This window comes from Nostoc sp. UIC 10890, from assembly GCF_054786515.1.
Window position 1 is genome coordinate 189860 of sequence record NZ_JBSGKF010000001.1, and the last position, 21453, is coordinate 211312.

At 40.8% G+C, this 21453-nt stretch carries 15 protein-coding genes and 1 pseudogene; 9 read left to right on the forward strand and 7 right to left on the reverse strand.

Annotated elements, in window-relative coordinates:
- Positions 1 to 42: 42 nt before the first annotated feature.
- Positions 43 to 822 (reverse strand): cysteine hydrolase family protein, encoded by a 780-nt coding sequence (locus ACWATR_RS00825; RefSeq protein WP_460328585.1) that lies wholly within the window; start codon positions 820 to 822, stop codon positions 43 to 45.
- Between the two features lie 81 nt (positions 823 to 903).
- Here ACWATR_RS00825 and ACWATR_RS00830 point away from each other — a divergent pair, with 81 nt between their 5' ends.
- The 5 genes from ACWATR_RS00830 (at position 904) to ACWATR_RS00850 (ending at position 5221) form a co-directional block, all read left to right on the forward strand.
- Entirely contained in the window at positions 904 to 2304 is a 1401-nt protein-coding gene (locus tag ACWATR_RS00830; RefSeq protein ID WP_460328587.1) for an amidohydrolase, read from the forward strand.
- Between the two features lie 88 nt (positions 2305 to 2392).
- The gene (locus tag ACWATR_RS00835) at positions 2393 to 3526 is read left to right on the forward strand and encodes an ATP-binding protein (RefSeq protein WP_460328589.1); all 1134 of its coding nucleotides are present in this window, start codon (positions 2393 to 2395) and stop codon (positions 3524 to 3526) included.
- Between the two features lie 141 nt (positions 3527 to 3667).
- Positions 3668 to 3922, forward strand: a complete 255-nt coding sequence (locus ACWATR_RS00840; protein WP_435025706.1) for a hypothetical protein — start codon at positions 3668 to 3670, stop codon at positions 3920 to 3922.
- Complete coding sequence (locus ACWATR_RS00845; RefSeq protein WP_460328593.1) at positions 3919 to 4266, forward strand: type II toxin-antitoxin system RelE/ParE family toxin; 348 nt, start codon at positions 3919 to 3921, stop codon at positions 4264 to 4266. Before ACWATR_RS00840 ends, ACWATR_RS00845 begins: the two co-directional genes overlap by 4 nt.
- 100 nt (positions 4267 to 4366) lie before the next feature.
- Positions 4367 to 5221: a hypothetical protein gene (locus ACWATR_RS00850; RefSeq protein WP_460328596.1), complete on the forward strand. Its 855-nt coding sequence runs from the start codon at positions 4367 to 4369 to the stop codon at positions 5219 to 5221.
- 2 nt (positions 5222 to 5223) lie between these two features.
- Here ACWATR_RS00850 and ACWATR_RS00855 read toward each other — a convergent pair whose 3' ends face one another.
- A complete protein-coding gene (locus ACWATR_RS00855; protein ID WP_460328598.1) occupies positions 5224 to 10668 on the reverse strand; it encodes a trifunctional serine/threonine-protein kinase/ATP-binding protein/sensor histidine kinase in 5445 nt (1814 codons plus the stop codon).
- Between the two features lie 335 nt (positions 10669 to 11003).
- Between ACWATR_RS00855 and ACWATR_RS00860 the strand changes: the two genes are divergently transcribed.
- Positions 11004 to 12212 (forward strand): NupC/NupG family nucleoside CNT transporter, encoded by a 1209-nt coding sequence (locus tag ACWATR_RS00860; protein ID WP_460340104.1) that lies wholly within the window; start codon positions 11004 to 11006, stop codon positions 12210 to 12212.
- Between the two features lie 141 nt (positions 12213 to 12353).
- Here ACWATR_RS00860 and ACWATR_RS00865 read toward each other — a convergent pair whose 3' ends face one another.
- The 3 genes and pseudogenes from ACWATR_RS00865 to ACWATR_RS00875 all read right to left on the reverse strand — a co-directional run.
- Positions 12354 to 14090, reverse strand: a complete 1737-nt coding sequence (locus ACWATR_RS00865) for an ABC transporter ATP-binding protein (RefSeq protein ID WP_460328600.1) — start codon at positions 14088 to 14090, stop codon at positions 12354 to 12356.
- Between the two features lie 183 nt (positions 14091 to 14273).
- A complete protein-coding gene (locus ACWATR_RS00870; protein WP_460328603.1) occupies positions 14274 to 15485 on the reverse strand; it encodes a lipid-A-disaccharide synthase-related protein in 1212 nt (403 codons plus the stop codon).
- Positions 15486 to 15828: 343 nt separating this feature from the next.
- Positions 15829 to 16578, reverse strand: a pseudogene (locus ACWATR_RS00875) (transposase); the annotation flags it as partial.
- Positions 16579 to 16785: 207 nt separating this feature from the next.
- Here ACWATR_RS00875 and ACWATR_RS00880 point away from each other — a divergent pair.
- Complete coding sequence (locus ACWATR_RS00880; RefSeq protein ID WP_460340107.1) at positions 16786 to 16992, forward strand: ATP-binding protein; 207 nt, start codon at positions 16786 to 16788, stop codon at positions 16990 to 16992.
- Positions 16993 to 17146: 154 nt separating this feature from the next.
- On the opposite strand, the gene obgE is transcribed toward ACWATR_RS00880, so the two are convergent.
- Entirely contained in the window at positions 17147 to 18175 is a 1029-nt protein-coding gene (gene obgE, locus ACWATR_RS00885) for a GTPase ObgE (protein ID WP_181930056.1), read from the reverse strand.
- 183 nt (positions 18176 to 18358) lie between these two features.
- Positions 18359 to 19036, reverse strand: coding sequence for a Mo-dependent nitrogenase C-terminal domain-containing protein (locus ACWATR_RS00890; RefSeq protein ID WP_460328605.1), 678 nt, complete (start codon positions 19034 to 19036; stop codon positions 18359 to 18361).
- A gap of 239 nt (positions 19037 to 19275) precedes the next feature.
- On the opposite strand from ACWATR_RS00890, the gene ACWATR_RS00895 reads away from it, so the two are divergent.
- Together ACWATR_RS00895 and ACWATR_RS00900 are read left to right on the forward strand one after the other, a co-directional pair.
- Entirely contained in the window at positions 19276 to 20091 is an 816-nt protein-coding gene (locus ACWATR_RS00895) for a class I SAM-dependent methyltransferase (RefSeq protein WP_460328607.1), read from the forward strand.
- Between the two features lie 24 nt (positions 20092 to 20115).
- A complete protein-coding gene (locus tag ACWATR_RS00900) occupies positions 20116 to 21216 on the forward strand; it encodes a glutamate-cysteine ligase family protein (RefSeq protein WP_460328609.1) in 1101 nt (366 codons plus the stop codon).
- Positions 21217 to 21453 lie beyond the last annotated feature (237 nt).

A 21453-nucleotide genomic window follows, 5' to 3' on the forward strand; every position in this document is an offset into this window, starting at 1 on the left:
AGAGCATTTATACATGGAATTAATCCAAAATCCAAAATTGATTTACTCCTCACCCTTTTGCAGCGCTGTTAAAATTGCTTGCGAGTCAGCGACAAAACCGAAGCATTGTTTGATGTTATACAATGTCGCTAGCCAACAATATTCAGGAGAAGTTGTAGCAGTGCAGTCTTTAACTAATACGCAATCATATCCTAAGAAATTGGCATCACATAACGTGGTTAGCACACATTGATCGGCATTAACACCAGCAAAAAATAATGTTGTCTTTCCCAGATTTCGCAAAATACTATCTAATGGGGTATCCCAAAACCCACTCATGCGGTATTTTTCCACACGAATATCTTCGGGAAGTTGTTCTAGTTCGTCTACTACTGCTGCGGCCCAACTACCTGCCATGAGTACTCTAGCACCATTGCTTGGCAGTGGATCACCTAATCCCACACCTCCCCCTGTGGGGTTATAAACATGACGCGAACTAGCACTAATATTGAGCAAGTCGGGACGATTCCCCCAATTTAACCAAATTACCGGAACACCAGCCTCACGCAGTTCTGGAAGTAAGTTGTTCAAAGGTTCAATAGGTTGACGCGCCGGAGTTACGTCCACACCGATATGCGCTAACCAGCCATCAGGGTGACAGAAGTCGTTTTGCATATCAATGACGAGGATAGCAGCTTTTGCCAAGTCTAAGCGCAGGGTTTTAGTTTCTGTTGATAAAATAACGGGTTGTGGGGTCTTTTGAGGACGAGTGATATCTGCGATCGCATCATTCACTGTCCACGCATTTGGTGCAACTCCCAATGTCCGTAATGGTAAATTCATAAAATTGCAATACCCAACACCAGTTCCTATTTTGTAACTTGAAATTCAGTTGAAAATACAATTACTTAATCAAGGTTAAATATGCTAAATTTCACCATCCAGAATGTTTTGATTGCCGTCAGTGATGATTATGCAACGGTAGACGTACAGATTGTAGATGGTGCGATCGCAGCCATTTCCCCTAATCTACAAGTAATCGGCACTGCCATAGATGGCAAAAATAAGCTGTTGCTACCTGGCTTTTTCAACGCCCACACCCACTCATCAGAGATGTGGCAGCGAGGAATCATGTCAATGTTCCCTTTAGAATTATGGTTGGCGGAACTGTATGATTTTGCCCCCCTCGATCCCGAAGAGGTTTATCTCAGCGCCTTGGGGACTGCGGTGGAAACCTTACTTTCCGGCGGGACGAGTGTGGTAGATCATCTGGTGTTAATTCCCGGACTTGAGTTAGAAACGATCGCCATTGCAACTCGCGCTTACAGAGAAGTAGGAATTCGTGCCTTTATCGCCCCCTTAATTCAAGATGAATCTCTCACCGCAGGTATTCCATCCGGGGAATCAACTCAAACTCATGAGCCTTATTTTCGCTCAACTGCGGCAACATTGGAAATTATTGAAGAGGCGGTAAGACAGTTTCATCGCCCAGATGAGGGTGTAAATATTTTAGTTGCGCCAACGGGAATTCAATTGTGTACTGATGCTTTATTTCAGGGATGTACTGAGTTAAGCGATCGCTACAATCTTTGTCGTCACTCCCATTTACTTGAAACCAGGGCACAGGAAAAACTCGCCGAAGAAAAGTACGGTTGTACTGCTGTGGAACATTTGAAAAGAATCGGATTTTTGAGCGATCGCACTTCACTTGCTCATTGCGTCTGGTTAAATGATGCTGATATCGCCATCCTCGCCGAAACTCAATCTACAGTTGTTCATAATCCCTTAAGTAATTTGCGTTTAGGCAGTGGCATCGCTCCCATTTTAAAATATCGCCAAGCTGGGATAAATGTAACTTTTGGTTGTGATGGTGCTTCGAGTAATGACTCACAAGATTTGTTAGAAGCTATTAAAATTGGTTCTATTTTACATAATATTACAGACTCAGATTATCAGCATTGGATTACACCCAGACAAGCAGTAGAAATGGCATCTTTGGGAGGTGCAAAGGGTCTGAATATAGCAGATAAGCTTGGTTCCTTAACTGTGGGGAAACAAGCAGATTTGGTACTTTATGATCTCACCAATTTATCATTATTACCCCGTACAGATCCTATTGGTTTGCTAGTTTTAGGTCGTCCTAGTAATGTTGTAGATAGTGCTTGGGTGAATGGTAAGCAAATTGTTGCTGATGGGAAAGTGACAACAATTAACGTTGATGAATTGCGACAAGAATTATTTAACCGCAGTCAATGGGAGACAAAGCGTAAGTCTGAAACTGTAGCACAAATCGAGGCTCATTATCGCACGGTTATGGGGTTGTGAAACCCAATTAAACACGCTTCAATCCCCTTGTGCCTTATGATTACCCTATTTAATGTGTTAAACTGCACCTTTGCAGTCCGGAGTCTTAATGGATTTCAATCTACAGGCTGAAATCAAACAGTTAGTGGCAACGAAGCGAGAAGGTCAATATTGGGATTTTAAAGAGAAGCATCATGACAATAAGGCTTCACTGCTTCACGATATTCTTTGTCTCGCTAATTCGTTACATAAGGGAAATAAGTACCTAATATTTGGAGTGGGCGATCCTCAAGCTGGCTGTGAAATAAAAGGAGTAGAGCACGAAAATAGAAAGTCACAAACTGACTTGATCGATTTTTTGCGCTCAAAGCCGTTTGCTGGCGACATAAGACCAGAGATCGAATTAAGGACATTTGAATTAGAAAGCCATGAAATAGATGTTTTAATAATCTTTGATAAACCCTTTAAACCTTACTATTTAAGAGACGAGTACAGAGATAGGGACAAGCAAATAAGAGCAAACAGCATTTACACAAGAAACATTGATACGAATACACCTATTGACAAAAGTGCTGACATCAGAATAATTGAAATGATGTGGCGAGAACGTTTTGGGTTGGATGTCCAGCCCAGCGATAGAATCGTTGATTTCTTATGGAAGCCAGAGGAATGGGACAAGGATATAGGAAATAAAGAGTGTGCTTATCACAAATATAATCCTGAGTATCAAATAAAATTCGGAGAGCCAAAAGAGTTTAGGGATATATTTAGTTATTTCTATATAAATAAAAGTTCGTTTATAGGAGAAGCAGAATTTAAATACTTATCTACAACATTGTTCACTCTGCCTTATATGTACTGCGATGAAATGAGGATTGAATTAGCAGTACCTAGTAATGGTCATATTCGAGTATCAAGACGTGAAGTTTGGTATATCTACTATGTGCTTCAAAGCAGGAATGGAGCGTTTCTAAATTTCATGACAGATAGCAAAATTGACTTTCAGAGCAGGGGTGGAGAGGCTATATTTCTGTTATACAGAAATCATGATGAGCGTAAGGAATTTGAGAATTATCTCTCGAATAATTTAAATAAACTGGATGAGATAGATGATTCAGATATCGGAAGGCATATTCAGAGTGACCTCGATAGAGAGGATCAGCACTTTATTTTTAAACCTGTAGAGATGGTGAAAGTTAAAAATCTATTTGAATATTGGAGAGTACATAAAGATATAACTTAACAAGTCAGTTGCACCCCATGAAACAAGGCTTTCTGGTTAGGATCAACAGTATGATGAAAGATACAAAATATTTAGATAGCTACTGATTGCTGTGTTTGCTAGAATATCGCGCAGAGGCTCAATGCCAAAGGAAGTAGCTCTATGCCAATTGTCATTACCCTTAGCCCAGAATTAGAAGCATTATTACGTGACAAAGCCACTCGCCAAGGTCAAGATGTTAGTTTTGTAGCATCTGAGTTGCTTACCAGTGTCCTAGAGTGGGAAGTACAAGAATCAGAGGAGGCAATAAAGGGGATTCAACAAGGATTAGATGATTTTGAGACAGGACGATTCCGGTCTTTTCATGAGTTTGCTCAAGAACAGCGTCGCAAGTATAATCTGCCAGCTGATTCATGAAATATCGCATCGAAATTTCCAGTGTGGCGGAGTTTGAAGCAGACAGTGCCTTCCTTCGGTTGTCCCAAGTCACATCCCCTTCAAGGGCAAGTCAATGGTATGCCGAATTGCTGCAAGCGATTGATTCTTTGTCTCAAATGCCGAAGCGCTGTCCTTTAGCACCAGAAAATGAGTATTTCAGCCAAGAAATTCGACAACTACTTTATGGTCGAGGACGCAACTCATATCGCATCCTTTTCACTATTTTGGAGGATCAAGAAGTATCTATGGTGCGTATTCTGTACATCCGACACGCTGCACAGCAAATCCTGGGTGAAGATCCTGAAGAACCCAACGCCACCTAACAAATTACTGCACCCGATCGCCTAGAGGTTATATCCTGGGTGTTTAATTTTATCTGCCACCAGTTATCTTGGTCTTATTTTGTTGTGTGTGCCTTTACAGATGAGTACATTTCAGGATTGGTTCTGGGAAATCAAAGAATGCGGCCAAGGTCCTCATTACTACTTCAGTGCCACTTTTGCTCCATCTGATGCTGAACGCCTTGCTACTTTGGTGCGCCAGCATCCACTGGCTGGCTTTAAACACTGCCACTTTGTTGGCAAATTAATCAATGCGCCATGTGGAAACTCCAATACTCCAGGTTCTTATGATTTGTATGTTGACCAGAGCAACTATGCTGAAGTTATGTCGGGTATACAAAGAGATGAACCTATAGTTACTGTTGCACACTATGTCTGGCAAATTATTGGTGTTTGCGATCGCAATTTTGGCATTGAGTCTGGTTATGGTGGCATAACTGGTACAGATAACCAAGCTGATACCTCACTGATTGTTACCCTGGCGCAGTCACCAGAACTCACCTTAGTTGATTGGAGAGTCGTTTCTGGGGGAGACGGTTATGCATCGGTGTTTTTTAGAACTGGCACATCAGCCGCAGAATTGCTTGCTTACTTGCAGATGCAGCCGGAAAAGCCTGACTTTGTACAAATAGAAAGAGAGTTACGTCTGGCTTTATCAGATCCAGCATTGTCTAATATCTATCGTTTGGGCGAATGCAAAATCAATGGTTGGCGGCTGGAAGCGATCGTTTTACATAATATTGAAAAAACCACAAGTTATGGTGGCGAAGGTTGGGACATGACACCACACACCACCAAGCTTTACAAAGTCGCCCGAACTGTTAGCGATAAGTGCAAGGTTCCTGGTTGTGCAGGGGGTGCTGCACACGCCCCCAATGACTTCTACACACTCATTGGTAGCCATCTCAGCTTTGGCTACCCACGCCCGGAGGGGTAATTTTAAATCGGAATTTGAATCACAAATTCTGTACCTTCTCCCTGTACAGAATTAACCTCTAGAGTGCCGCCATGTTTTTCGACAATAATTTGACGGGCGATCGCTAATCCTAATCCTGTACCTTTACCTACAGATTTAGTTGTAAATAAATGGTTAAAAATCTTTTGTTTGACTTCCTCAGACATTCCCATACCATTATCTTGAATGTAAATTAAAACATGATGTTTGTCTTCATTCAAACAAGTTTTAATCTCAATTCTATTATTAATCTCGTGAAAATTACGTCCAATGTTAGACTCCTCTAGAGCATCAATGGCATTTGCTAATAAATTCATAAATACCTGATTGAGTTGCCCAGGAAAACATTTGACTAAAGATATATCCCCATATTTTTTCACTATTTTAATATCTGGATGTAGTTCCGATGCTTTTAAGCGATGCTTCAGAATCAAAATTGCACTGTCGATGCCATCGTGAATATTAAAAGCAACTTTATTTTCTGTATCTGCTCTAGAAAAGGTTCGCAAACTGTTGCTAATATTCCGAATGCGGTCAATACCTAATTTCATCGAAGAAATCATTTTTGGCAAATCTTCTCTAATATATTCTAGGTCAATTGTGGCAATTTCTTCTTCAATTTCTACACCCGGATTCGGAAACTTTTCCTGATAAAGCTCGATCAGGTGAAACAAATCTCCAACCAAATCAACAGCAGGTTGGATATTACCTGCAATAAAGCCTACAGGATTGTTGATTTCGTGGGCTACACCTGCAACTAAATTACCCAATGCTGACATTTTCTCACTTTGCACCAATTGTAGTTGCATCTGCTTTAAATCTGTGAGTGAGTGTTCTAATTGTTGGGAATTATTTTGCGATCGCTGATAGAGAGAAGCATTTTCTAAAGATATGGCAGCTTGTGAACACAATAGATTGATTACTTGGAGTCTCTCATGGGTGAATACTCCGGCAACGAGATTATTTTCTAAATAAAGGATGCCGATTAACTTCCCTTGATGGAGAATTGGGGTACACAGCAAACTCTTGGGTTGTTGTTGGATAATGTAGGAGTCGGAGGTGAAGGAATTTTTCACAATCGCATCATCAACTACCAATGTTTCTAAAGTGCGTTTGACATAGTTAATTGGAGTTAAAGGGATATCTTGGCTCAACTCAATAGGAATAGATTGCAGAAGAGTTGGCACTTTCTGAAATGTTGCGATTGCTTCTATCACCCAAACATTATCCTTGAGTAAAATTAAAGCACATTTTTTCGCTCCGGTATTCTCCATCACCACTTGCATTAATGTAGAAAGCAACTTCTCTAAATGAATTTCGCTAGAAAGTGCTTGAGATGCTTTGAGAACACTTGCTAAATCTAAAGCTTCGGAAATGCTGGTGCTACTAGATGAAGATGAAATTGTCATACCAGCATTAAAACTAGACAAGGGTATTTTATGGAGAGTAGATGCTATTTCTGTGGGATTGAGGCGAATTGTTTCCCATTGGAGAATTGGGGCGAGTAATTGAGGATAACGTTTTTCTAAATCATAAACTTTGGCTTTAGCGCCCCAACGAACATAGCAGTAATAAGCATTTGTCAAATAGGTTTGGGCAATTTGCTCTTTACCCCATCTCAAATAAAATTTGGCGGCGAGTTCGTGAGCCAGAGCTTCTTCTTGAATATATTCATTTTCTTTGGCTCCATAAATGGCGCGATCGTACATTTCCATTGCTTGAATATATTCGCCAAGAATGCGATAACGTTCAGCCTCCACTAAATAAAACTTATGTAAATGATTCATCGGTGCATGATGCGCCCAATTCTGCATTTTTTCCTGATTGGATGTAACTCGTTTGAAGATGAATGCTTGCTCGTCTTCAGAAGCCTCATAATATACGGCTAATTGGCTTAGAGAATCATAGAAATGAAATAGAGGAACAATCAGACTTCCAATCAGACTATCTAAATAATTCAGTGCTATTTCAGCATTTTCAATCGCATGAGTATACTCACCAAATAAATAACAGAGAACCAATTTATTAAAATGCAATGAACAAATCATGGTTTTGTCATGACTTTGGGAATGAAGCGGTAACATGGTTTCTTCATTGTAAGCATCACCGATTAAACGGCAAGGATTTTCATTTCTTGAAAGTAAGTTAAGCACTACTTGTCGATACAGTTCATTTCTAATTCGCGATGGTTCTTGACGAAGTTGTGCGAGTCCTTGACTATAATTTTCTATTATCTGTACTACGGAAGATAATTCTTTACCAGCCAAATATGAATTCAAGGAATAAATAAATGCACAATAACCTGCAAATTCTAAATCTCCTGTTTCTAACCCGCTAGAATAGGCTGATTGTATAGGATGCAAAAGTTCTCTAATATGATTTTTCCAAGAATTCAAAGAGCCATAAACAACTGCATAGGTCTTAGCTATGAATTCTTTAGCATTCAATTTATCTAATAACCTGAGAGTCAATTGACCGAATTGATAACCAGATTCAACATCTCCAAGAAAAGTATACAGAATCAGTCCATAACATGAATATCCATAGAGAGAATTAGCGGTATTTCCATACTTGAGGGATAACATAACCTGTTTGAACAATATTAGGGGATAGAGTTCTGGGATAACTAAATAAGCAGCAGCAGCTATATTTGTCAATATACTCATGGCTGCTAACTTATCTGGCTCAGTCATTACTTTTAACTCTAGTAAGTCTTCAATGGCTTTACCCTCTAAAGCTAATTGTGTCTCCTGTAGTCCACGGGAAATATCTTCTGGTGTTGGCTGTTCGGGTAGTTCTATCCCCAATAATTTGAGAACTTTTAGTCCCGTTTTTATCGCCTCCCACATTCTATTTTGTGCTACCAGAGATAAGATTTTAACTTCGTAGGCTTTGACTTTATCGCTCAGGGTTTTGCCATGTTCTAATATTACTTGTACTGATTGCTCCATCTGTTCAAAATCACCGTTAAGATGGGCTACCTCGGCAGATGTTGAGTACATTGCTAAAGCTAACTCATACTGATCTTGCCAGCAATCTTCTGTGAGTAACCTAATTCCAAAATTTATGTATTCTATAGCAGCTTCATAAGCAGTCGAAATTCTGGCTTTATGACTTGCAGTTAGATTTAATTTTGCCAGTTCTTCTCGTTCCTCTGGCTGAGTAATTAGTTTAACTCCCAAATTTAACTGATTGACTAATTTAAAGAGATATTCTTCGCGCTGTTCAAGAGAAATATTCCTCAAAATTAATCGCCCAATTTTCAGGTGTACTGTCTGTTTTTGGTCTTCAGGAATTAGAGAATAAGCAGCTTGTTGAACGCGATCGTGCAAAAATTTATATGAACAGGAGCCAGAATTCAGCATCCAAGAATCAGTAGCAATTAGAGATGCTCCTGACTCCTGTTGATAAAACTTGTAAACCTCAGTTGTGGGGATGACTAAACCTTCTTGCAAAGCTTTCCATAGGTCTGCTGCTGTCTCTGATAGAGATTTTTCATGGACAATTGCGAGAGTTGCTAAGTCAAACTGATTATCAATAGAAGCTGCAAGCTGCAAAACTTTTTGAGTTGCTTCTGGTAACTTCTGCAACTGAAGCACCATAAACTCTACTAAATCATCAGTAAAAGCTAATGCTCTAACCTGAGCAATATCACATTGCCAATGACCCATATCAAAGTTATAGTTAATTAACTTCTCTTCGTGCAGCGATTTGAGGAACTGATTAGTGAATAAGGGATTCCCTTGAGTTTTTTGATATACTAAATCTGTAAGATTTTGGGTAATTACTAAGTCACCTTTAAGAGTATCATTAATTAGATGATTTACATCTATGCGATTGAGATTATCTAAAATAATAGTATTAATAATTTCTCTAGATTTATGAATTTCTTCTAATGTCAATATTAACGGATGTCCTGGATAAACTTCATTATTACGATAAGTACCAATAACTAACATATAGTGAATTTCAGCTTCAATCATCAGCAATTGCATAAACTTCAAAGATGCTGAATCTGCCCATTGTAAATCATCAAGAAACATCACTAAAGGATGCTCCTTGGTTGTGAAAACTTGGATAAATTTCTGAAACAGTAAATTGAAACGATTTTGTCCAGCAGTCCCAGAAAGTTCAGATACTGGCGGTTGTTGCCCAATAATTTTTTCTAGTTCGGGAATAACTTCGATAATTACTTGAGCATTTTCACCCAAAGCTGTGAGAATTGCGGCTTTCCATTTTTCAAGTTGAGCATCGGTTTCACTAAGTAATTGCCCCATCAAATCTCGAAATGCTTGTACAAAAGCTCCCAAGGGAATGTTGCGTTGGAATTGGTCATATTTCCCTTTGATAAAATAACCCCGTTGTCGCACAATGGGTTTATGGACTTCGTTAACAACGGCAGTTTTACCAATACCAGAGAAACCTGCTACTAAAATCATCTCAGTGTTTCCCTGTGCTACTCTATCAAATGCTGCGAGTAAGCTTTCTACTTCTGCTTGCCGACCATAGAGCTTTTCTGGGATGATGAAGCGATCGCAAATATCTCGCACTCCTAACTCAAAGACATCAATACTGCCAGTTTCTCGCCACTGACGCCAGCAAATTTCTAAGTCATATTTCAACCCTAATGCACTCTGATACCTATCTTCGGCATTTTTTGCCATCAGTTTGCTGATAATCTCAGACAGAATTGGGGGAATATTGGGATTGAGACTATGTACCTGTGGAGCAAGCTTTGCCAAATGACAATACACCAATTCCATCGGTTCATCAGATTTGAAAGGTAACTGTCCGGTGAGGAGTTCAAAAAAGGTGACACCCAAGGAATAAAAGTCGCTGCGGTAGTCAATTCCCCGGTTCATTCGTCCGGTTTGTTCGGGAGAAAGATATGCTAATGTCCCTTCTAGAATATTTGGATTAGTCAGAGTTTGCGTTTCTTTAGAAAGTAAGGAAGCGATACTAAAATCGATGAGTCTTATATCTTTTGTGGTGGGGTTAATCAAAATATTGGCGGGTTTGATGTCTTTGTGAATCACTCGGTTGTGATATAGTCCGTCAAGAATGGAGATAATTTGCAAAGCAATGTGAAAAAATGTCTGCAACCCATCAGCACTTCCCCCCATTCCCTTATCTCCCCATTTCGCCATCTCTTCTTGGAGAGAAATGCCACCCAAGTCTTCCATAACTAAGGCATAGCTGTTTTGATAGTTCTCTAGACTATAAGTTTTGATAATTCCATCAATATCTAGATTTTTCGCAATGGTGTACTGATTGCGAAACCGCACGAGTTCGTAAAATGTGGGATACTCACGCCGTAATAGTTTAATCACGACTGGTTTTTGATCTGATTCTCTAATGCCGCGATGTACTAGGGTTTTTGAGCCGGAATAAATTAGTTCATTTATTTGATAACCAATTAGTGCTGCCATGATTGTCTTTTCCCTATAAGATTAATTTTTTGTTGTTCACATTGATTGTTCCCATTAATGCAAATGTGCTTAAGATTTGGGGAGACAATTTTGTAACAAGATATGAAAAACTCCACGCAGAAGGGAATGGGGAAGAAGCAAGGGAGCAGGGAGAAAGGGAGAAAAGTTTTTCCTTCTGCACCCTGCCCTCTGCCTCTTTTTAATGAATGTGCGATCGCTAAATTCTGATTTACAGCATCAAAACTCTAGTAATTGGCTACAAAATCACAAAAAAATGCAGATTTTGTGTATGCTCTGTGACTAAGTGCCTTAGCAATACCTTTCCAGGAGTCAACATGGAACGCGCCATCTCTGCGTTGGGAATCTTAGTTTTTATCGGTATATCCTACGCTTTCTCTATTAATCGTCGTGCGGTGCGTTGGCGCATAGTAGCATGGGGTTTGGGATTGGAGTTTGCATTTGCGCTAGTGATTCTTAAAACTCCTTGGGGTTTGACTGCGTTTAAATCTCTGGGAGATGTTGTCAGCCAATTTTTAGCATTTTCTGATGTCGGTGCAAAATTTGTCTTTGGAGAAAATTTTAAAGATCATTTCTTTGCTTTTCAAGTGCTGCCGACAATTATCTTCTTCTCTGCCTTCATCAGCGTCTTGTATTACTACGGCATTTTGCAGATGGTGGTAAAGGTAATGGCGTGGGTAATGATGAAAACGATGAAAACATCGGGTTCTGAATCTTTATCCTGTGCAGGTAATATCTTTTTGGGCCCAACAGAATCAGTGTTGATGGTTAAGCCTTATGTAGCCAATATGACGCAATCAGAACTCCATGCCGTGATGACTGGTGGTTTTGCCACAATTGCCGGTGGAGTACTAGGGGCATATCTTTCCTTTGGCATCCCAACAGAACACCTGATTGCTGCTTTCTTTATGACTGCTCCCATGTCATTGGTGGTATCAAAATTACTTTACCCAGAAACAGAAGTTTCAGAGACGCTTGGTAAAGCAAAAGTAGATGTAGAAACGAATTATGTAAATGTCATTGATGCTGCTACTACTGGAGCAATTGACGGTGTGAAGCTAGCAGTTAACGTTGGGGTGATGATTATCGCCTTTTTGGGATTATTGGCTGCTCTCAATGCACTTTTGGGATGGTTGGGATCATTTGTAGGCTTACAGCAACTCTCATTACAGTGGATTTTGTCTTTTATTATGGCTCCCGTGGCGTGGCTAATGGGCGTACCTTGGGCTGATTGTCGGCAAGTTGGGGCATTATTAGGTACAAAGACAATTTTGAATGAGTTTATTGCTTTTTTAGATTTGAAGGCACTAATTGAGAGTGGTAAAATCTCCCAGCGTGCAGTAACTATTGCGACTTATGCCTTATGTAATTTTGCGAATATAGGTTCAATTGGCATTACCATTGGTGGCATTGCGGGGATAGCACCAAATCGCCAGCATGACTTAGCTCGTATGGGTGTCAGGTCAATGATTGGCGGATTGTTAGCGGGTTTTATCACCGCTTGTGTTGCTGGGATGTTGATTTGATAAAGTTAGAGAGACGGGATAAATCGCCGACTCCAACTGTCTTTAATTTTGAAGTAATGAGTAACAAGTAATAAGTATTACTCATTACTCATTACTCATTACTCATTACTCATTACTCATTACTCATTTATTGACAGACTACTACTCATCTGTAGAGTAGAACTGTTGGGCGTAAAAACGGGCATACCGTCCTTCTTGAGACAACAGGGAGGTGTGAGTACCAGCTTCAACCACCTCTCCTTGTTCGATTACGAGAATGCAGTCAGCCCGACGAACGCTGCTCAAGCGATGGGCGATAATAAACACGGTACGATTTTGCATCACTCGTTCTAGTGCTTCTTGAACTAGTGCTTCTGATTCAGAATCTAGGGCAGAGGTGGCTTCATCCAGGATGAGAATTCGAGGATCGTTGGCAACTGCTCTGGCGATCGCTAATCTTTGGCGTTGTCCTCCTGATAAGTTAACTCCCCGCTCTCCCACCCAGGTATGATAACCCTGGGAAAACTGGGTGATGAAGGAGTGAGCATTGGCAATCTTTGCTGCTTCTTGAATCGCTGATATATCTAATTTTTCCTGACCATAACCGATATTTTCAGCGATCGTTCCCGAAAAAAGAGTAACATCTTGGGGAACAATGCCAATTTGATGGCGCAAGCTGGTGAGTGTAACATCACGGATATCAATATCATCAACCAGAATTTGACCCCTCTGAGGGTCATAAAAGCGAAGTAAAAGATTAATTAACGTCGATTTACCTGCTCCAGAAGAACCAACCAAGGCAATGACATCACCAGGAGAAGCGTTCAGGCAGAGATCCTTTAGCACTGGCTGATCGGGATTGTAGGCGAAATCGACATGACGATACTCTACCTTGCCCATAACCCTTGGCATTGCCTGAGCATTGGATTTTTCGCTGATACTAGGCTCCTTCGCCATCAGTTCAAAGATGCGTTCAACGGAAGCTTCAGTCTGTTTGTACTCGTTGTAATTGCTAATCAACAAGTCGATTGGCTGAATCAGTAAAGCCACAGCAGCTAAGAAACTGATAAACCCTTGAGCAGTCAGCTGATTCTGAGAAATCTGCCATCCTCCCAATAAAAACAGCAGCATAATACTAACTGCTTCCAAAAAACCAACAACGGGAAACTGAATGGATTTGAGTTGTAGAGCGCGATATTTAGCTTGGCGATTGATTTCTGCTTCTTTATTGAATCGCTTCACCTCATATTCTTGGGCTGCAAAAGCTTGAACGATGCGAATCCCGCTAAATACTTCAGTTAGCATCGCCGACAAATTGGAAACCTGATTTTGGCTCTGGCGAGATAGCACGAGTAATCGCTCACCAAATTGCCCGATTAACCAAGCCATTAAAGGAGCCAAAATCAAACCTGCAAGAGTGAGCGGCCAATTCAGGTAGAGCATGTAAATGGGAATTGCAATTAACTGCAAAAAATTGGAAAGAAACTGATGGGATAACTTGTCTACAATCTCGCCGACGCGATCAATATCTTCTGTCAGGCGATAAGTCAAGTCTCCTGTCTGTGTGGTTTCAAAGTAATCTAATCCAAGTTTGTGCAGGTGAGCATAAACCCGCTTACGCAAGTTTAAAACCATGTTCAGGGCAGCAGCAATCATAAAGACATTCTGCCCGTATTGACAAAGCCCTCGAACCAAAAATACCACAGTGGCTAGTCCGAGCCAGTAGGCAATCTGGTTAACATTTCCCTGGCCAAGATAAAAAGCGACCTGACCTGCTAAATAGGGCACTGCTAGGGTGAATAACACAAATCCTAGAATACAAGCCAATCCCCGAATTAACAGCGGCCATTGGGGCCAGAGATAAGGCAACAGTTGCCAGTAACTAGAGCGGACTTTCATAGGTAAGTAAGAATTCAGGAGTTAGGAGTACAAGAGAGACGCGATGAATCGCGTCTGTACAAGATTCAGGAGCGGAGCCGGAGACGCTCTGCCTCCAGTCAGAATTGAGATGCATTACGGCGTTAGCCTACCACACCATGCTACCGAACCGTACTGACTCCTAAATTCTGACGAAATTTCTACTCAAGTTTCTCCTAGAGAGTTTAGTAGAAAGCGGGCAATTCTCTCAGATGCGCCGGGTGGGCCAAATCGCTCAGGGCCATTTTCTTTGCACTTAGCGAGGTAGTCTGAATCTTGTAAAGTTTCAACTACTCGTTTCGCTGCTTGCTTGAGAATCTCAGGGGTTGCTGGCTTAGTGCCGATGGTTTGGGCATTTATGCCCAACAGGCGCGTTTGCGCTTCTGCAAATTGATAGGTAAATTGCGGGCCCTCTCCGGGAATCTGGATGATCGGTTTGCCGATCGCTACAGCTAAATCCACTGCCAACCCTGCCATGCCAATGACGAGGGTAGAGTAATACAAAATATCACTGAAGGCATCTGAGTAACATCTCACTTCTACAAGCGGTGATTCCTCAGCAGAACTTCCTGGAGGAGAATAGGTGAGTATGCCTTGATTCAGTTCCCAACCTTGGCTTTTAGCAATGTCGTCTAATTGTTCCATCAAATTTGGTACCAAGGCGGCGCGAAACTGGAATCCTGAAGGCATCACCTTGGCAATTTCTACCACCAGTTGCAACTGCAAACAGAAATTTCGTGCGGCTTCCGGCATCCGCGATCCTGGTAAAAGTGCGATCGCAGGAACGTCCGGTTTTAGGTACAAGTTTTTGCCAACGGGGACGAGGCGATCTAAAGCCGGAATACCACCAAACTGAGCTTTAGCTATACCTTGCCGCTGAAGATCAGAAGCCGTATAAGAATCTCTGGTAAAAACTGTCAGACATCGAGAAGAATTCAGATCGTGCCACAGCAGCGGATTGATCCGCAATTGCCCTTCATAGATAGCAGAAAGACAAGAGATAAACGAAACGAAAGGACGTTTTGTTAAGTAAGCAAATGTCTGGGAGACAAAATCCCCAGTAGCCATAATTAAATCGCAGTTGGGAGCATACTCTAACACCGCTTGTAACTGTCGCCACGTTAACCCAATCAATCCCGATTGAAAATCTTTGAGCAAATAGAGGCGCTTCATGTAAAAGAATCCCCCAGAGGGCATTGTTTGTGTGGGCCCAATAATGGGAATGTCCAAGCTGCGGTAAGCTTTTCCTTCCCCCACAATCGGCATTGCCGCCATCTCAATAGAAGGACACAATTGGCGCAAGGTCTGAATAACGTGAGAGGTGTGGTTGTCCTCTCCGTGGCCGTTACTGATAAACAAGATTCGCTTAGAAGGCATCTTGGGGTCTTGGATAGGTCTAAAATGTTTGTTTGGTGAGATTTTTAACCTACATTGGCTGAGTAGGCAAAGAGATTGATAGTATTTTTACTCTTGAGAGTTTGTAATTTTATAGACAAATCTACAAAGTTCCTTTTTCAGATGTAAACCGAAATGGAATTACTGCTAATCCCTGTTTTTGCAGACGCTAATCTATCAGAGAATACAGTATTAGGAGTACAAGCGCTATGGGTAAATTGATCTTGGCGGCATTACGGGGATAGCACCGAATCTACAGCATGACTTGGCTTACATAGGTGTAAGTCCAATTCGCAATTCGCAATTTGCAATTTGCAATTTGCAAATCACTCCCCTGACTTTCTTGTACCTCAGTTTTAATTTGATGAGATTGATTTAAGGATAAAAAGGCTGGAGAATTTAAAGTAATCATTGTGTAAACACAAAAAGTAATTTCCCACCACCTTTCAATATGCTGGAAATTATTAAAACGATAATCTGTCCAACCCAATTCCTATTTACACTGCCGAAAACCATATTCTACCCAAGTTCTTAATCCATATAGGTCGCCTAAAGTTTTCTTGAGATTTCCTTGAAGATTTGTCATCACAAAAGACGTAGAATTCTCAGGCATTGTTTCTGGAACAGTAGTAATTTTCCAGTAATTTATGGCTCTTCTTTTACCATAAACTATTTCTCAGATATATCTTGTTTATGATTTTTGATGACTAAAACTTCTGTCAAATTTACACCACTTATTAGCGATAACGCTTTGAATAGCTGGAAACCAGACTCCGTAATTACTTCTAATTGCAACAACATAAGCTAAGTTGTATAACGCTCACTTTTCAATAAATTGGCTGCTTTCACCATATAAACTATCTGCTAATACTAGTTCAATATTAAAACCTTCATCAATTAATTCTGTAATAATTTCCGACGCTAAATCTATTTTCGTTTTATATTTATCTCCTGATTTTAGCGTCCTTTTAGGTTTAAATATTTTCACAATTAATGGGAATGTTTTATCAGCATAAACTCCATAAGCATTGACTGTCACTATGCCATTATCTATTTTTCCCACACCTCCTAGATAAAGTTTTGGGTGTGAGTGACAGAGCTAGTACCGCAAGGCGGAATTAAAACTTAAAAATTAAAAATTAAAAATGAATACAGCATAAGGTTTTCGTTGATTTGGAATGATTGGTTTATTTCCGCCGTGTTGTACTAGTGATATTACTGGACTCATGCAAAATAGTGAGGTGCTTCGTTCTCTGCGAACTTTCTCACGCTTGGATGAAGCCTGGGAGTAACAGAAGATGTTAAAAAACAGCTATTCGACCCCTTCTTTACCACCAAGCCTATTGGTCAAGGTACGGGGATGGGGGTTGCTATCAGCTACCAGATGATTGCAGAAATACATGGCGGTTCTTTAGAATGTATTTCACAGCCAGGACAAGGCGCTGAATTTGTGATTAAGATTCCCCTGATCCAGGATTCGTCAACATAATTCGTAATTAATAATACTTGCCTCTAGCAAGAAGCAATCTACGTAATTCGTAATTTTAACCCGTAAGTAAAAAACAAAGTATTTCTACTGCCGACAGCTACCCCTTCTGAAAATATTAATTACGAATTACGAATTACGAATTACGAATTACGAATTATCTAAATGCCTCAACTTCTTCAGGAACCTTCATTTGGTCGAGAATTCCCCAAATTTCTTGTAGCATTGGCTCTAATCCGGTGCGAGTAACGGCTGAAATCACAAAAACCGGGGCGTAGGAGAGATGATTAAGTTGGGTTGCTAACGCTTCCAAATCGACAGTTTCGCGATCAACTGCATCAATTTTGTTCAGCGCCAAAATTTGCGGGCGCTCTGCTAAACCCCGTCCATAAGCTTGTAATTCTTCCTTAATTGTGTTGTAATCTCTAACCACATCATCACTAGTGGCATCAATCAAGTGAAGTAGGACTCGCGTGCGCTCGATGTGGCGCAAGAAATCATGCCCCAGCCCTGCTCCGTGAGCTGCTCCCTCAATTAGTCCAGGAATGTCGGCGAAAACAGTACCATCGCCAGTAGGTTTCCGCACTACACCCAAATTTGGAATCAGGGTAGTGAAAGGATAATCTGCGATTTTTGGACGTGCCGCTGATAAAGATGAAATTAAAGTGGATTTACCAGCATTTGGTAAGCCAATAATCCCCACTTCTGCCAAAAGTTTCAACTCCAGGCGTAGCTGCTTTATTTCCCCTGGTAATCCTGGGAGGGCATATTCTGGGGCGCGGTTACGGTTACTCAAGAAATGCTGATTTCCCAGTCCGCCTTTACCACCTTGGGCAATCAGCAAAGTCTGCTTAGGCTCAGTTAAATCCCCCAGCAATTCGCCAGTTTCAGCATCATAAATGGTTGTACCGCAGGGAACTTCAATGATCAAATCCTTTCCTCCTGCTCCGGTGCAGTTACTTGGCCCACCACGAGTTCCCTTTTCTGCCTGAAAGCGATGGTTGTATCTGAAGTCCAACAAAGTTTGTAGGTTTTCATCGGCAACGAAAATTACCGAACCGCCTCGTCCCCCATTACCACCAGAGGGGCCACCAGTCGGCACGTATTTTTCCCGCCGGAAGGCGACAATACCATCGCCGCCCTTACCAGCTTCAACTTCAATTTTTGCTTGGTCGATAAATTGCATATTTCTAGAGTCCTGTTATCGGATAGCTAGGGTTTAGCCCGTGCTGAGTTATGAGTTGCGAGTTATAAATTATAAGTTTTAAAACCTCATTTCTCACTCTTTACTTGTAACTCACACTCGCCACTCAGCACTCAGCACGGGCTAAACGCCCCGCTACCGCTAACAGCACTCCCCACTCAGCACTCAAATATATGGTGAAACATCTTCACCACATTTATCTGCCAGATAAGAGAGGGCGCGGAAACGTAAGCCCACCAGTTGATCATACAAGGGATTAATTTTACACATCGGCGGGATGTGGACAATCTTGCGTCCAAATAAGGTAACATCCCGCTCAAAGGGACACTGGGAGGGAATCATTTTACACAAAAAGCGGGCTACTCTTGGGTCTTGGATATCTAGCCCATCTAGCCACTCGCGTAGGGGGTGTAGTGCATCAATTTGACGTTTTGTAAGTCCATTTGTCAGGGGAGTAGGGGTAATTTTCTCTGGGTGTTCCAGGGTGTGGCGAAGGGCTTCCAGGAAATTCTCCGGCTGTTCTAAAGCTTGGCAGAACTGTTGCAGAACTTGATCTTCACTGGGAGAATAAGTACCATCAGCGATCGCTACCATCACCGCTGTCCTTAAAAAATTTTCCGCTGTTGGTGTACTTTTACCCAAGACTGCGGCCAATTCTTCTGGCGTAATTATCTCTAGTGAGTCCCATTGAATCTTAGGAGCTAATTCATCTTTGGTGATGTTGGCAATTAATTCCTGTTCTTGAGCATCAAAATTACCATCAGCCCAAGCAATAGTAAGCAGCCCACGCAACCAAGCGGCAATTTGTTCGCTGCTGTAGGGGGATTGAACGGTACTTGTCATAAACTCACGTCTCAAGCTTTCCTCAGTCACTACTAAGCTACCCTACACAGTGACTATGAAGATAGTGGCGACAGCAAAAATCAAGAAAGTGCGTAAGCGTAGCCACCTCAAGAAATCAACCAGAGAAGTTTTCAAATCGCAACAGTCGGTCTTGGGGTAAAATCCATTTGAGAGTAATCTTGAGAATTTTTTCTACTTAAACTAAAAAGGGGGATTTAATCTGTGTTGTGGAGGTATTCATGAATAAAACCAAAGTTAACCTCGGTATAGTTCAAGAAACACTACTAATTACCCTCTGGGCTAGAGCTTGTGAGCTTCAGGCAGCAGATCCAATCATAGTAGATCCTAAATCATCTGAGATTCTTGCAGCGCTCGACTACGAATTTGATAAATTTACTACTGCTAAATCTTCTCAGATAGGCTCTTGTTTACGAGGAACTATCCTCGACAACTGGGTACGCAACTACCTTAATCAACATCCCCAAGGTTCTGTTATCGAGATTGGTGCAGGACTGAACACACGTTTTGAGCGAGTAGATAACGGCAAGGTTTGCTGGTTTGACATAGATTTACCGGATGTCATGGTTCTGCGACGACAGTTTTTTGAAGAAACGGAACGCCGTAAATTAATCGCTGCTTCTGCTCTAGATACCAATTGGATTGAGCATATCAAGTCTACTAGCAAACAACCTGTTATGTTTGTCGCCGAAGGCGTATTGCAGTATTTCAATGAACAGGAAGTGAAGCTGTTGTTTGCAAATCTTTTGCAATATTTTCCTGGTTCATGGTTTGCCTTTGATTCCTTCTCACCGCTAATTGTGAAGAATCAAAAGCACCATGACTCACTCAAATACACCTCAGCAAAATTTGATTGGTGTATCTCAAATATTCATAAGATTAAAGACTGGAATTCATGTTACGAAGTAATGGAAGTCTGTAATTATGCCAATCTGCCAACTAAATATCGCCGACGGTTTTCTCTAATAAATCGTTTCCTGATGTTATTTCCTCCTCTGTGCGATTCGTCTCGTTTGGCATTAGTTAAGTTAGGTTAAATCTAAAAATTTAAGGTATATATAATGTTTCTATTTGGCATTGAGCATGAAGTCGCTTTTTTGAATAAAGAAGGAAAGTTTGCTGATTTTTCCCACACCAAATTTGCTGATTTAAATCAAATTATTGAAAAGCTACCCACATACCCTAGCGACTATCCTCAACTGCGGGTTGGGGATGCGGGTATTAAGATGAAAAGATGGTACATTGAGGGATTTGAAAGATTTGCAGATTCCGATGAAGTGATAGACTGTCATGTTAAAGGTATTGAAATTAGAACAACTATACATTCTGATATTCAAGGCGCTATTACCGAATTATCAGAAAGTTTTCACTTGCTACGTGAGGTTGCCGCTAACTTTGGTTTATTACCAGTTTTGGTCAGTTTTAATCCCTACAATCCAGGTTTTGAGCCTCAACCTCCATTAAACGATTATGAAATCAAACAGCTAGAGGCTTATCCTGACGAACAAACTGCTAATATTCACATGGTGTCTTATGGACCAGATTTAAATATCTCAGTGGCAGATTTATCTACTGAAGATGTAATTGATATTGGCAAAAAGTTAACCTATTACAGTCCCTATATTGTCCCTTTTAGTTATAGTTCCCCTTTTTATAAAGGAGGTTTATGGGATGGATTATCGGTACGAACGTTTATCAGAACTGGAAAAAGACCAGCAGCCCTGGTTTTTATTCAGGAGCAGGAACAACTGATTAATAGCATACCTTCCTTGACAAAAATCGCCCGCATTCCGGCTGAAGTAGGACGCATCGAATTTAAAGCTTGTGATAGTTGTGATGATTTTTCTATCTATGCGGCTTTGCTGACATTATTGAAAGGTTTGGTGTTAGATAAAACTTTGCTGGGTAGAGCAACTGTACCCAATGCAATGTTACACCAACTTTCTGCAAAAGAAGCATTTGACAATGAGGATATTTTTGGGAATGCAACAAAAGTATTGCAAGCAGCCGAAGTTGCTTTAGGAGATGACCCAGATATTCATTATTTAACGCCGTTAAAAGTGCTGCTGGCGAAGCGAAAAACAAGATCCCATGAATTAATAGAAATGTTCCATCGCTTAAGTTCAATAGAAGAAGTAATAAGGCAGACTTATCAACTTTAAAGGTAAGATTCCTTTCCTCCTTACTTTAAAAAGCTACCGTGTATACACAAGTCTAGTTGAGAATCAAATGGACAGAAAAGAACGGAAAATTATTTTTTAAATCCTTGATTTTTCGTTATGCTTTTATCAATAAATTTACACTATTGATAATCTAATACGCTTGGTTTAAGGGTTATTGGTGTAGGTAATTGGTCTTTGAAGACGCGATAAATCGCGTCTCTACATGAACTCAAAACC